The sequence below is a fragment of the Methylobacterium goesingense genome (assembly GCF_022179225.1).
GTDB lineage: Bacteria > Pseudomonadota > Alphaproteobacteria > Rhizobiales > Beijerinckiaceae > Methylobacterium > Methylobacterium goesingense.
In genome coordinates, this window is record NZ_BPQL01000134.1 from 1 (window position 1) to 13,696 (window position 13,696).

General features: G+C 71.4%; 11 protein-coding genes and 1 pseudogene. 1 reads left to right on the forward strand and 11 read right to left on the reverse strand.

The window, feature by feature from the left end:
* From MFF30_RS20540 to uraH, 10 genes and pseudogenes are all read right to left on the reverse strand, one after another.
* Positions 1 to 376: pseudogene (locus MFF30_RS20540) on the reverse strand (hypothetical protein); the annotation flags it as partial.
* A gap of 68 nt (positions 377 to 444) precedes the next feature.
* Entirely contained in the window at positions 445 to 1,338 is an 894-nt protein-coding gene (locus tag MFF30_RS20545; protein WP_238281697.1) for a 2-hydroxy-3-oxopropionate reductase, read from the reverse strand.
* A 30-nt stretch (positions 1,339 to 1,368) separates the two neighbouring features.
* Positions 1,369 to 2,148, reverse strand: a complete 780-nt coding sequence (gene hyi, locus MFF30_RS20550) for a hydroxypyruvate isomerase (protein ID WP_238281700.1) — start codon at positions 2,146 to 2,148, stop codon at positions 1,369 to 1,371.
* Positions 2,149 to 2,175: 27 nt separating this feature from the next.
* Complete coding sequence (gene gcl / locus MFF30_RS20555; protein ID WP_238281703.1) at positions 2,176 to 3,981, reverse strand: glyoxylate carboligase; 1,806 nt, start codon at positions 3,979 to 3,981, stop codon at positions 2,176 to 2,178.
* Positions 3,982 to 4,048: 67 nt separating this feature from the next.
* On the reverse strand, positions 4,049 to 4,996 hold the full coding sequence (locus MFF30_RS20560) for a LysR family transcriptional regulator (RefSeq protein ID WP_238281706.1): 948 nt from the start codon (positions 4,994 to 4,996) through the stop codon (positions 4,049 to 4,051).
* Positions 4,997 to 5,032: 36 nt separating this feature from the next.
* Positions 5,033 to 6,349, reverse strand: coding sequence for a c-type cytochrome (locus MFF30_RS20565; RefSeq protein WP_238281709.1), 1,317 nt, complete (start codon positions 6,347 to 6,349; stop codon positions 5,033 to 5,035).
* Between the two features lie 8 nt (positions 6,350 to 6,357).
* Positions 6,358 to 6,906, reverse strand: coding sequence for a (2Fe-2S)-binding protein (locus tag MFF30_RS20570; protein WP_238281711.1), 549 nt, complete (start codon positions 6,904 to 6,906; stop codon positions 6,358 to 6,360).
* Complete coding sequence (locus MFF30_RS20575; RefSeq protein ID WP_238281714.1) at positions 6,903 to 9,743, reverse strand: xanthine dehydrogenase family protein molybdopterin-binding subunit; 2,841 nt, start codon at positions 9,741 to 9,743, stop codon at positions 6,903 to 6,905. Before MFF30_RS20575 ends, MFF30_RS20570 begins: the two co-directional genes overlap by 4 nt.
* Before the next feature lie 11 nt (positions 9,744 to 9,754).
* The gene (locus tag MFF30_RS20580) at positions 9,755 to 11,113 is read right to left on the reverse strand and encodes a nucleobase:cation symporter-2 family protein (protein WP_373320962.1); all 1,359 of its coding nucleotides are present in this window, start codon (positions 11,111 to 11,113) and stop codon (positions 9,755 to 9,757) included.
* Between the two features lie 203 nt (positions 11,114 to 11,316).
* Positions 11,317 to 11,703, reverse strand: coding sequence for a hydroxyisourate hydrolase (uraH, locus tag MFF30_RS20585; protein WP_238281719.1), 387 nt, complete (start codon positions 11,701 to 11,703; stop codon positions 11,317 to 11,319).
* A gap of 222 nt (positions 11,704 to 11,925) precedes the next feature.
* On the opposite strand from uraH, the gene puuE reads away from it, so the two are divergent.
* The gene (gene puuE / locus MFF30_RS20590) at positions 11,926 to 13,338 is read left to right on the forward strand and encodes an allantoinase PuuE (protein ID WP_238281722.1); all 1,413 of its coding nucleotides are present in this window, start codon (positions 11,926 to 11,928) and stop codon (positions 13,336 to 13,338) included.
* A gap of 102 nt (positions 13,339 to 13,440) precedes the next feature.
* On the opposite strand, the gene MFF30_RS20595 is transcribed toward puuE, so the two are convergent.
* The coding region (locus MFF30_RS20595) for a LysR substrate-binding domain-containing protein (RefSeq protein WP_238281724.1) at positions 13,441 to 13,696 on the reverse strand (256 nt) is incomplete at its 5' end.

Sequence of the window (13,696 nt, forward strand, 5' to 3'; positions counted from 1 at the left end):
CCTCCGTGTTCCCGTAATCGTACTGGGCAAAGCCCCCCGGCGCGTTGGTGGTGCCGGCGGGAAACTGCGCACCCGACTTCAGGATGTCGAGGGAGAAGAAGTTCGTCCCGTAGGCCCAGGCATCCGCGTGCGACAGGTTCAGGATGTGCTTGGGCGCGTCCTGGTTGCGAAAGCTCCCGTCCGCCCGCTGAACCTGGCTGCCAGGGTTCGCCGCGGGGAACTGATACCGGTAGCTCACCTGCGTGTCCGAGAAAAGGAAGAACGGCGCTTGTCCGGCGGCCGGCGCCTCGGGCGCCAGCGCGGCCGGATCGGCGGCCCGCGCGTGGCCGACCAGCGCCACCGACACCATGACCGCGATCAGCGTTCTTGCCAGCATGGGCTCTTCCCCCCGTTCTCAGGACCTGCGGTCGCGCCCCGGGCGGACCGGACTTTCGTGTCGACCGGTCAGCGTGGGCCGGCCGCGATCTCGTGCGCCGACATGAGTTCCAGGGCGCGCACCATCGCGGAATGATCCCAGTCGCCGCCCCCTTGCGCCGCGCAGGTGCTGAACAGCTGCTGGGCGGTGGCGGTGTTGGGCAGGGCGACCCCGAGGGTACGGGCCCCCTGGAGGGCGAGGTTGAGGTCCTTGCGGTGCAGGTCGATCCGGAAGCCGGGCTCGAAGGCGCGCGTCACCATGCGCTCGCCGTGCACCTCCAGGATGCGCGAGGCGGCAAAGCCCCCCATCAGGGCCTGGCGCACGCGGCCTGCGTCCGCACCGGCCTTGGAGGCGAAGACCAGCGCCTCGGCCACGGCCTCGATGGTGAGGGCCACGATGATCTGGTTGGCGACCTTGGTGGTCTGGCCGTCGCCGCTGCCGCCGACCCGGGTGATGTTGCGGCCCATGGCCTCGAACAGGGGCATGGCCGTCAGGAAGGCGCGCTCGGGGCCGCCGACCATGATGGTGAGGCTCGCCGCCCGGGCGCCGACCTCGCCGCCCGAGACCGGCGCGTCGAGGTAATCGCAGCCGAGGGCGTCGATGCGCCGGGCGAAGTCCTTGGTGGCGATCGGGTCGATCGAGCTCATGTCGATCACGATCTTGCCGGGCTCGAGCCCCTCGGCGATCCCGTCGGCGCCGAACAGCACCTCGGCCACCTGCGGCGTGTCCGGCAGCATGGTGATCACGATTTGGGCCCGCTCGGCAACCGCGCGGGCCGAGGCGCAGGGCGTGCCGCCCGCCGCGACCAGCGCCTCGGGCACCGACCGCCCGCTCTTCAGGAAGAGGCGGTGCCCGGCCTTGATCAGGTTCTCCGCCATGGGTCGGCCCATGATGCCGAGCCCGATGAATCCGATGTCTGCCATGGGTTTGGTCCTCGTGATCCGGCGGGTGGCTCAGGCGCGGTGGGGGGCGAACCAGGACAGGCCGTCCCGGGTACCGGAGGCCGGTCGGTACTCGCAGCCGATCCAGCCGCGGTAGCCGAGGGCGTCGAGATGCCCGAACAGGAAGGGGTAGTTGATCTCGCCGGTACCGGGCTCGTGCCGGCCGGGATTGTCGGCGAGCTGGACATGGGCGATGCGCGGCAGGTTCGCCTCGATCGTGCGGGCGAGATCCCCCTCCATGATCTGCATGTGGTAGGCGTCGTATTGCAGGAAGAGGTTGTCCGAGCCGACCTCGTCGATCAGGGCCACGGCCTGGGCCGTCCCGGTCAGGAAGAAGCCGGGGATGTCCCGGGTGTTCACCGGCTCGATCAGGAGCCGGATCCCGGCCCGCTTCAGCGCCGCCGCCGCGTAGGCGAGGTTTTCGCGCAACGTGTCGCGCAGCCGGTCGCGACCGAGCCCGGACGGTGCGATGCCCGCAAGGCAGTTGACCTGTCCGCAGCCGAGGGCGCCGGCCGCGTCGATGGCGCGGGCGACCCCCTCGCGGAACTCGGGCCTGCGTTCGGGCAGCACCGCGATGCCGCGCTCGCCCGCCGCCCAGTCGCCGGCGGGCAGGTTGTGGAGCACCAGACTGAGGTCGTGACAGGCGAGGCGCTCGGCGATCGCCGCCGTGCGGTGTTCGTAGGGGAACAGGAACTCGACGCCGCGGAAGCCCGCCCGCGCGGCCTCTCCGAAGCGGTCGAGAAAGTCGTGCTCCTGAAAGAGCATGGTCAGGTTGGCGGCAAAGCGCGGCATGGGATGTCCTCCGGATTCGCGGGTGCGTCAGGCGGCGGCCGGCGCGGGCAGGGCCTGGCTCGTGCGCAGCGAGAGCTCCGGGTCGAGGCACAGGATCTCCTCGAACTCGTTCACCCCGTCGACCTCGGTGCCCATGGCGATGTTGGTGACCCGCTCCAGGATGAACTCCAGGACCACCGGGACCTGGTGCTCGGCCATCAGCGCCTCGGCCCGGGCGAACGCCTCCTTGAATTCGTTCGGGCTCTTCACCCGGATGGCCTTGCACCCGAGCCCCTCGGCCACCGCCACGTGATCGACGCCGTAGCCCGGCACCGCGTCGCCGTCGGGCCGCGCGTTGATGTTGTCGAAGGCCAGACTGACCTCGAAATCCATGCCGAACCCGCGCTGCGACTGGCGGATCAGGCCGAGATACGAGTTGTTCACCACGACATGGAGGTAGGGCAGCTTGTGCTGCGCCCCGACCGCGAGTTCCTCGATCAGAAACTGGAAGTCGTAATCGCCCGACAGCGCGACGATCTTCCGGTCGGGGTCGGCGGCGCGCACGCCGAGTGCCGCCGGCAAGGTCCAGCCCAGCGGCCCGGCCTGGCCGCAATTGATCCAGTGTCGCGGCCGGTAGACGTGCAGGAACTGCGCGCCGGCGATCTGCGACAGGCCGATGGTGGTGACGTAGCAGACGTCCTGTCCGAAGGCCTCGTTCATCTCCTGGTAGACGCGCTGGGGCTTCAGGGGCACCGCGTCGAAGTGGGATTTGCGCAGCATCGCGCGCTTGCGGTGGGCGCAGGAGGCCGCCCAGGGGGCACGGTCGCGCAAGTGTCCGCGGGCCTTCAGGTCGCGGGCGACACTTATGAATTCCTTCAGCGCCGCCCCGGCATCCGAGACGATGCCGAGGTCGGGGCCGAAGACGCGCCCGATCTGCGTCGGTTCGATGTCCACGTGCACGAAGGTCCGGCCCTTGGTGTAGACCTCGACCGAGCCGGTGTGGCGGTTCGCCCAGCGGTTGCCGATGCCGAGGACGAAGTCGGATTCGAGGAAGGTGCGGTTGCCGTAGCGGTGGCTGGTCTGGAGCCCGACCATACCGGCCATGAGCGGGTGGTCGTCGGGGATGGCGCCCCAGCCCATCAGGGTCGGGATGACGGGCACGCCGGTCAGTTCGGCGAATTCCACCAGGAGGTCGCAGGCATCGGCGTTGACGATGCCGCCGCCCGCCACGATCAGCGGGCGCTCGGCGGCCTGGAGCATACGAATCGCCCGCTCGGCCTGGCGCCGCGAGCAGGCCGGCTTGTAGGGCACCAGCGGCTCGTAGGCGTCCGCGTCGAACTCGATCTCGGCGACCTGCACGTCGATCGGCAGGTCGATCAGGACGGGCCCCGGGCGCCCCGAGCGCATGAGGTGAAAGGCGTGGCTGAACACCTGCGGGACCAGGGCGGGCTCCCGCACCGTGACCGCCCACTTGGTGACCGGCTTGGCGATCGACTCGATGTCGACGGCCTGGAAATCCTCCTTGTGGAGCTTGGCGCGCGGGGCCTGGCCCGTGATGCACAGGATCGGGATGGAATCGGCCGACGCGGAGTAGAGCCCGGTGATCATGTCGGTGCCGGCGGGACCCGAGGTGCCGATGCACAGGCCGATATTGCCGGCCTTGGCCCGGGTGTAGCCCTCGGCCATGTGCGAGGCCCCCTCGACGTGGCGGGCGAGGATGTGGCGGATCGAGCCGCGCGCCCGCAGGGCCGAGTACAGAGGGTTGATCGCCGCGCCCGGAACCCCGAAGGCACAGGTCACGCCCTCGCGTTCGAGGATGAGGACCGCGGCATCGATCGCGCGCATCTTTGACACATCTGCCTCCCGTTGATTTTTGGCGTATTTTATTTTTATAGACTCGAACTGTACTTGCGAAGATACCTCAGTCGATTTGATTTATTCCATCCCGGAATAGGGCGCCCTCGGCCTCGCCGCGCCACCAGGCGTCGCGCAGGCGCGGCACGAGGTGGCGGATCAGGGCCGTGACCTTGCGCGGGACGAGCTTGGGGGAGGGGAAGACCGCGTAGAGTTCCTGGTCGGGCAGGGCGTAGCCGGCCAGGCATTCGGCGAGTTCGCCGGAGCGCAGGGCGCCCTCCGCGACGTAGCGGGGCAGGATCGCGATGCCGAGGCCCGACCGCACCGCCGACAGCAGGGTCGGCAGGTTGTTCGAGCGCAGGCAGCCGCGCACGCTCGCCGCGTGCATGCGCCCGTCCACGCCGCGCATCTGCCAGACGGCATCGCCCTGCACGCTCGAATAGACGACGCAATCGTGCGCGCCGAGCTGGTCCGGCGCCTCCGGGCGGCCCCGGCGCGCGAGGTAACCGGGTGCGGCCACCATCACCCAGGGGTTGGCGCCGAGATAGCGCCCGCCCAGCGACGAGTCGGCGAGCCGGCCCATGCGGAGCGCCACGTCGATGCCCCGGGCGATCAGGTCGACGTAGGAATCCTCGCAGGTGAGGTCGACCCTGAGGCGCGGGTTCGCCTGGATGAAGGGCAGAAGCAGCGGCCCGAGGACCGCCTCGCCGAAGGCTACCGAGGTCGAAATCCGCAGGGTCCCGTCGAGTTCGGCGTCGTGGCGCCGCACCAGCCCCTCGGCCTCCTCGATCTGGCGCAGGATCGCGCGGCAGGTCTCGTAGTAGAGCCGGCCCGCCTCGTTGAGGGCGAGCCCCCGGGTGTTGCGGTTGATGAGCCGGGTGCCGAGGCGGGTCTCGAGCCAGGCGATCGCCTTGGTCACGGTGGATTGCGCGACCTCGAGATCCTCCGCCGCGCGGGAGAAGCTGCCGAGCTCCGCCACCCGCACGAAGACCCGCATCCCGGTGAGCTGATCCATGGCGCGCCTCTCCCGCTCGTCGTCAGTCGCTCGTCGTCAGTCGCGCGCGGCGTGGCGCGGGGTGATCGCGGCGCGGATCACCGCCATGTCCTGCGGGCTCAAGGCCGAGGCCTGCCCGCCCCATTCGGTCCGCATCCAGTTCGTGAGGTCGGCGAGCGCCGCATCGTCGAGATCGACCGCGAAGCCCGGCATCGCCTCCATCCGCTCGCCGCCCGGGAACGTCTGCGCCGGCAGACCGGCGAGCACCGCCCGCACGACGCTGGCCGGACTCGCCGTGCGCAGGCCCGCATTGGTGCGCAACGCCACCGAGACGTGCGGAATGCCCTCGCCCTGCGCGCCGTGGCACCCGGCGCAGAGCCCGTCGTAGCTGGCCCGGGCCCGATCCGAGACCGCCGCCGCCAGGGGCGTAGGTGCAGGCGCCGCTGCCGGCACGGCCGCGTCAGCCTCCGGACCCGGCGCATCGCGGTTGAACAGGTAGGCGGCCATCGCGGCGAGGTCCGCTTGCGGCATGTGCCGGGTCGAGTAGTGGACCACCTCGAACATCTGGTGGGTGGCCCCGCCCTGCGCGGAGAGGCCGGTGCCCATGAAGCGGGCGAGGCTCGCCGGCGCGAAGCCCATCCGCGCCAGCCCGGCGGGCGTGATGTCGGGCGCCTCCAGCCCCTCGATGACGGCGCCCGTGAGGGCCGCCTCGCCGCGCAGGCCCTGCATCAGGTTGCGCGGCGTGTGGCATTCGCCGCAATGGCCGAGCGCCTCCGCGACGTAGCGGCCGCGATTCCACAGGTCCGAGCGCGTCGGGTCGGGCACCGCCACGGCGGCGGGCAGGTGGAGGAGGTTCCAGGCGCTCAGGGTCCAGCGCTGGTCGAACGGGAAGGCGAGGCCGTTCGGGCGGTTGGCGACCGGCATCTTTTCGCGGGTGATGAGGTAGGCGTAGAGGGCGTCGACATCCCCTTCGGTCATGCCCCGATAGGAGGTGTAGGGCATGGCCGGGTAGAGGTGACGCCCGCCCGGCGCGATGCCGTCGCGCAGGGCCCGGTGGAAATCGGCCCGGCTCCAGCCGCCGATTCCCTCCGCGCTCGGCGAGATGTTGGTGGCGTGGATGGTGCCGAAGGGCGTTTCGAAGGGCATGCCGCCCGCCCACGGGGCGCCGCCCCTGGCGGTGTGGCAGGCATAGCAATCGGCCGCCGCGGCGACCGCGGCCCCGCGCGGCGCGAGCGCCCGGATCTGGTCGGCGCCGAGCGGTGTCTCCACCGCGCGGGAGACCACGCTGCGCTCCAGCGCACCGGAGGCGAGGAGGCCGGCGAGAGCCGCGCCCCCCAGGGCGAGGCCGGCGACGGCGAGGAGGGTCTTGCGCATCTGCGGCCTCACGCGGTCACGAGGCCGGGCGTGGCGAGCACGAGGTCGCGCACGGCGGTGTGGTAGCGGACGTAGCCGGTGCAGCGGCAGATGTGGTGGTCGAGCGCCTCGGTGACGACGGCCTCCACCGCGTCCCGCGGCACGGGGGCCACCTTCAGGCGCTCGATCAGGACGGTCGCGGCGGTGACGAAGCCCGGGGTGCAGTAGCCGCACTGGAAGGCAAAGGCCTCGACGAAGGCGGTCTGAACCGGCGAGAGGGTGAGGCTGCCGTCGGCTTCCTCGCGGGCATGGCCCTCCACCGTGCGCACGCGCCGGCCCTCGAACCAGTGCGCGCCGGTGATGCAGGTGCGCATCTCGCGGGGGACCTTGCCGTCCTCCTCGACCATTACCGTGCAGGCGTTGCAGATGCCCTGGCCGCAGCCCATGCGGGCTCCGGTGAGCCCGAGCCACTCGTGCAGGAATTCCTGCATGGAGGTGCCGCGCGGCACCGGCATCGGTCCGACCGGCACGCCGTTGACGGTGAGCGAGAGGGCCTGGTCCTGGATCGGCGTCGTCATGCCAGCACCTCGCGGATGTTCTCGGCCCGGATGGGCAGGGTGTGGAAGCGGTGTCCGATGGCGTGGGCGACCGCATTGGCCAGCGCCGGCACCACGGCGATCATCACCACCTCGGCGATGCCCTTGGGCGGGTCGGTCTCGGAGAGCGGGGCTAAGATCTCGACGGTCTGGTTCCAGACCGCCACGTCGCGGGCACGGGGCAGCTCGTAGCGGTTCCAGTTCCAGGTGCCGTCGCCCGGCCCGTCCTCGTAGAGGGGCAGGAACTCCTTGAGGGCGTGGCCGATGCCCATGGCGAGGCCGCCCTGGACCTGGCCCGAGACCAGGGCGGGCACGACCTGGCGCCCGCATTCGAGGATCGCATGGTGCGACAGGATCGTGACGGCGCCGCTGCCGGTATCGACCGCCACCTCCGCCAGCGTCGCCATCGGCGAATAGTAGGTGGTCCCGACGTTGTTGCGCTGGGTCGGGGGATAGAACACCGCCGCCCGCTCGACGAAGTGCCAGCCGGCCGTGTCCATCAGGGCCTGCCGCTCCGGCGGCGCGCCCGCGCCGTAGCGCAGGGCGAGCGCGTCGATGGGAAGCCGGGTGCGGCCGTCGCCGGGCAGGTCGAACAGGCCTTCCGTCCACTGCCAGCGGTTGAAGGTGTGCAGGGTGACGCCAACGGGCAGCCCGAGCCGGTGCGCCTCGGCCGCCACCCGAGCCAGGGGCAGCGGCGGCAGGCCGGCCCCCGAGACGGTGCCGTCGACCAGGCGCAATTCCTCGGGACGCATGGTGTGGTAGGAGGCGAGCGCCCCGCCGCCGGGGCCGCGGCTCCAGAGGGAGCGGGCCGCCGGCCAGAGCGCGTGGTCGCGCAGGAAGCGGGCCGCCGTGCGGGTGGCGTGGCCGAGATAGTAGGCCGAGTTCGTCGCGCTCATCGGCGAGGTGAAGCGCGGCGTCCAGCGCGGGTTCTGCGCCAGCCGGTCCTCGTCGGCCTGCGATGTGGTGTAGGGCTGGTCGGCGGTCTCCAGGGGCATCTGGGGCCAGCGCACCACGCCGAACTCCGTCCGCTCCGGCACGGCGCCTAAGATCTCGCCGACCATCACCGCCTGCGAGGTGGTGACACCCGGCCCCATCTCGTGCGCCACGTGGGCGAGGGTGAGGCCCCCGCGCGGGTCGATCTCGAGGCTGGCGAGCGCCGCCTCGGCACCGGTGCCGTAATCCTTCTGGACCTGCGCGAAGCCGACGCCGTAGCGCCGTCCCGGATGGGCGGCCTCGTAGGCGGCCTTGCGGGCCCGGCGCTCGCGCCAGAGCGGGTGCGCGGCCGCCCGCGCCAGGATCTCGTCGTTGCGCAGCGCTCCGGCCGGGACGGCGCCCTGGCTGTTGCGCTGGCCCGAGCGGAAGACGTTGGCCTGGCGCAGCGCGATGGCGTCCATCCCGAGGAGCTCGGCCGCCTCGTCCACCAGCATCTCGGTGGCCGACATGGTCTGGAGCGTCCCGTAGCCCCGGGTCGAGCCGGCATCGACGGCGCGGGAGGCCAGCGCCACCGCCTGGAGGTCGCTTTTCGGCAGGTAGTAAATCGATTGCGCGGCGGTGGCGCCGACGAAGGACACCGACATCGAGTAGTTGGGGCGCCCGCCGCCGTCGCAGACGTAGGATCCGGTCATCGCCCGGAAGCGCCCGCTGGCGCGGTCGACCAGCAGGGTCGTGTCCATGCGGAAGCTGTGGCGCTTGAGGCCGTTCTGGAACTGCTCGAAGCGGTCGTTGGCGAGCCGCACCGGCCGGCCCTCGCCGTAGAGCCCGGCGAGCACGCACAGGAGCGGATGTATGTGATGGTCCTTGGTGCCGTAGCCGACCGTGTAGCCGGCCTTCAGGTCCACCTCCGCCACGGGGAAGCGCGAGCCCTTCACCAGGGCGGCGGCGGTCTCGGCCACCGCATGGGGCGACTGGGTCGCCATCATCAGGTGCAGGGTGCCGTTTGCCGCGTCGTACCAGACGTTGCCGTTGTCGGGCTCCATCGCGGAGGCATCGGCGGATTGCGAGACGAAGGCGCGCCTGAGCACCAGGGCATCCGGGCCGGCGCCTGCGATCTCGGCGGCGATCGCCTCGGCCGCCGCCATGCCGCGGGCGGAGGCGCCCTCCGTCCCGGCCGCCGGCCAGGCCGGCTGGTCGCCGGCAAAGCCCGTGAAGATCGGCGCGTCGCGGAAGGGCGAGAACCGGTCCTCGTCCTCCGGGGTCTCGCCTGCGACCCGGACCCAGCGGGTGGCACCGTAATGGGGCGGCGGGGCATAGGCCGTGGCCTCGCCGTAGCGCACCACGTCGTCGGAGAAGCGCAGCCGCCGCTTGGCCGCCGCGTAGCGCGGATAGTCATGGTAGATCAGGATCGCCACCGGCTGGCCGAGGAGCCGGGGAGTCTCGCCCCGCGGCACCAGGAAGCGGTCGCCGAAGAAGTCGGGATGCGGCGGCACGCCGAGCCCGTCCGCCACCAGGTCCTCGTGGCGCACGATCCGGTCGGGCCGCAGGGCCTCGCCGAGGCGGGAGAGGTCGAGGTCCTCGAAGCGGCGGTCGGCCTTCGTCGCCGCGATCAGGAAGGCATGGGCCTGGCGGTCCGGCCAGCCCGCGAGGTCGCGGGCGCGGTAGTCGCGGGTGAAGGTCTTGGCGCCCGTCACCTTGGCCACCGCATCGAGGCGGGTGCGGGGCTTGCCCCCGGCGATCCAGGCGGGGCCGGGGCGAGTCGCACCCTCGACGAGGCCGGCCTGGGCCGTCCCGCGCAGGAACGACACCTTGATGGCGATGCCGGCGGCGGCACTTCCCCCGAGGAAGTTGCGGCGCGACAGGGTCGGGCTCGGAGCGTCGGTCATGGGTCCCTCCCTCACGCCGCCCGGCCGAGGGCGGCCGGGGCGGGGGCGCCGGCCGCCTCGGGGGCCGCGCCATGGCCCGCCGCCTCGGTCGAGGCCTGTCCGAGGCGATCGGAGTTCAGCAGCAGGTTGAGGAGGATCGCGCTGATGGAGCCCAGCGTGATGCCGCTGTGCAGGATCGGCCCGGTCCAGTCCGGCATGGTGGCGGAAAAGAAGGTGGGGGCCGCCATCGGGATCAGCGACAGGCCGATCGAGACCGCGACCACGATCTGGTTGCGGCGATCGCCGAGATCGGCCTCGCCCACGATCTTGAGGCCGGCCGAGGCGACCATGCCGAAGATCACGATGCCGGCGCCGCCGAGGACAGCCGGCGGGATCGACGCGATGACGAAGGCGAGCTTCGGGAAGATGCTGACGGCCAGGATGATGAAGCCCGACGTCGCTGTGACGTAACGGCTGCGCACCCGCGTCATGTTCACGAGGCCGACATTCTGCGAGAACGAGGTGTGCGGGAAGGTGTTGAAGATCCCGGCGATCAAGGTCGAGAGCGAATCCGCCATCAGGCCCCGGGTGAGGGTCGGCCGGTCGACGGGCTTGCCGACGATGTCGCCGACCGCGAGGAACATGCCCGTCGATTCGACGAGGGTGACCATCATCACGATGCACATCGCCACCACCGCCGAGAGGTGGAAGGTCGGCCAGCCGAAGCGGAACGGCGTGACGAGTTCGAGCACCGGGCGGGTGGCCAGACCCTCCAGGTGGAACAGCCCGAGCGGCCAGGCGATGAGGAGGCCGGCGACGAGGCCGATCAGCACCGCGATATTGGCCACGAACCCGGTGGCGAAGCGGCTGACGACCAGGATCACGCAGAGCACGAGCCCGGCGACCGCAAGGTGAACCGGCGCACCGAAATCCGCCGCCCCCGCACCGCCGCCCGCCCAGCGGATGCCGACCGGCAGCAGCGTCACCCCGATGATCAGGATCACGGTGCCGGTGACGAGTTGCGGGAAGAACGCCACGAGGCGGTAGAAGAACGGCCGCATCGCGAGGCCGAACAGGCCGGCCGCGATGGTCGCGCCGAAGATGCCGGGCAGGCCGATCGTCGGGTCCTGGGCCATGGCCACCATCGGGCCGACCGAGGCGAAGCTGACGCCCATGATGACGGGCAGGCGCACCCCGAAGCCCGGAAACCCGAGGCTCTGGATCAGGATCGCGAGCCCGGTGACGAAGAGATCGCAGTTGATGAGGAAGGCCACCGTCTCGGCCGAGAGGTTCAGGGCCGCGCCGATGATCAGGGGCGGCGCCACCGCGCCGGCGCTCATCACGAGCACGTGCTGCATGCCATAGGCCGCGAGCTTGGGGATCGGCAGCATCGCGTCGACCGCGTTGGTCTCCGCGCATCCCTGAGTCTTGAGGGTTGCCGGTGTCTCGGGCGTCGCCGGTTTGATGTCGGCCATGGGGCGTTCCTCGCTGGTGGCCAAGTCTCGTGGCGTCTTCGCCAGAAGGCGTCTTGGCTGGGTGGCGCGATGGGCCGGCGGGCGTCTTGCGGCGCGCCCTGACGGTCCGGAGGATCGGCTCAGCTTCCGCGATAGGTGCTGTAGCCGTAGGGGGAGATCAGGAGCGGCACGTGCAGGTGGGGGGGCGTGCCCGCGCCCTCCGGCGCGATGCGGAAGCGTACCGGCACGGTGTCGAGGAAGGCCGGCGCCTCGCCGGCCGAAATCCGCGCGAAGTAGGCGCCGACCTCGAAGGCGATCTCGTAGGTGCCGGGCACCACCGCATCCCCGGCAAGCAGGGGTGCGTCGCAGCGGCCGTCCGCGTTCGTCGCGACCGTCGCGAGGCAGGTGCGGGACGTCGCCTCGATCCGCCAGAGGTGCAGGGTCAGTCCCCCCGCCGGACGTCCGGTGGCGGTGTCGAGCACATGCGTCGTGAGGCGGCGGGCCTCGGGCGCGGTGGTGACGGTCATCAGAGCGGTCCCCCTCGTGGCCGCTCTGCGACCGGAAGCTTGGCAGTTATGCGATGGCGTTCTGCCTGCCCCGCGACGATTGCAGATCGGGTCGTCCGCACCATCCCGGATTTCCGGGAGCAGCTTCGAAAATCTCCGATCAATCGCCGGGGGCGGTGGCGTTATCCTGGCATCACGCGCAAACGAGTCCGCCCCGACCGGGCGGCCAACCCGGGGTCAGTCATGCATACCTCCCGCGACATGATCGGATACGGCCGCACGCCGCCGCGGGCGGACTGGCCGGGCGGCGCCCGGATCGCCGTGCAGATCGTGCTCAACTACGAGGAGGGGGCCGAGAACTGCATCCTGCACGGGGACGCCGCCTCGGAGGCCTTCCTGTCCGAGATCGTCGGAGCCGCGCCCTGGCCGGGCATGCGCCACATGAACATGGAGTCGCTCTACGAGTACGGCTCCCGCGCCGGGTTCTGGCGCCTGTGGCGGCTGTTCACGGAACGCGCCGTACCCGTCACGGTGTTCGGCGTCGCGACGGCGCTGGCGCGCAACCCGGAGGTCGTCTCCGCGATGAAGGAGGCCGACTGGGAGATCGCCAGCCACGGCCTCAAGTGGGTCGACCACCGCGACATGAGCCGGGCCGAGGAAGGCGCCCAGATGGACGCGGCGATCCGCCTGCACGCGGCGGTCACGGGGGCGCCGCCGCAGGGCTGGTACACCGGCCGCTCCTCGGCCAACACGCTGGAGCTCGGTCTCGAGCGCGGTTTCGCCTACCTCGCCGATTCCTACGCCGACGACCTGCCCTACTGGCTCCACGGGCAGGCCAGCACCGGCCTCGTCGTGCCCTATACGCTCGACGCCAACGACATGCGCTTCGCCACCGCGCAGGGCTTCAACACGGGCGAACACTTCTTCACCTACCTGCGCGACACGTTCGACGCACTCTACGCGGAGGGTGCGACCGCACCGAAGATGATGTCGGTGGGCCTGCATTGCCGGCTCGTCGGCCGGCCGGGGCGCATCGCGGCGGTGTCGCGTTTTCTCGACCACGTCGCGGCCCACGAGGGCGTCTGGCTGGCGCGCCGCATCGACATCGCCCGGCACTGGGCCGAGCGGCACCCGGCGCCGACCTTGCGCCCGAGCACGATGAGCGCCTCGCAATTCCTCACCCGCTTCGGCGACATCTTCGAGGACACGCCGGAGATCGCGCTCGCGGCCTGGCAAGCCGGCCTCACCGCCCGCGAGGATACGGCCGAGGGCCTCCACGCCGCCCTGGTCCAGTCACTCCGCAACCAACCGGCGGACAACCAGCGCGCCCTGGTGCTGGCCCACCCCGAGCTCGCAGGGCGCCTCGCCCAGGCCGGCGGCCTGACGGACGCCTCCACCGCCGAGCAGAGCAGTGCGGGGCTCGGCGCGCTGACCCCCGAGCAACTCGCCCAGTTCGAGCGGCTGAACGCCGCCTACCGCGACCGTTTCGGCCTGCCCTTCGTCATGGCGATCAAGGGCCGCTCCCGGGAGGAGATTCTGGCGGCTTTCGAGGACCGGTTGCGCAACGACGCCGAGCAGGAACTCGCCGAGGCCCTGCGCCAGATCGAGCGGATCGCCTGGCTGCGATTGAAGGACCGGCTGCCCGCGGGCGCGTAGTCACGCCACGCCGAGCGGCGCCGCGGATCGCGCCCCCGCTCGGCGTCCTGTCCTTGCGACGTTTCCTGCGCCGAACCCGTGACCGCTGCGGGCGAAGGACGCTCAGCGCGTCAGGCGCCGGCCGATCAGATCGAGCTGCGCGCCCACATGCGCCCGCAGCGCCTCCGTCGTCATCTCCACGAAGGTCTTGGCCCGGTTCGGCAGCATCTTGCGCGATGGGTACACCACCCCGAGGGTGACGGAGGTCGGCGGCGTCTGCGGCAGCACCGTCAGGAGCCGCCCGTCGGCGAGGTAGGGCGCCACCTCGTAGACGGGTTTCAGGGCGATGCCCTGCAGGGCCAGGGCATCGCCCTGAAAC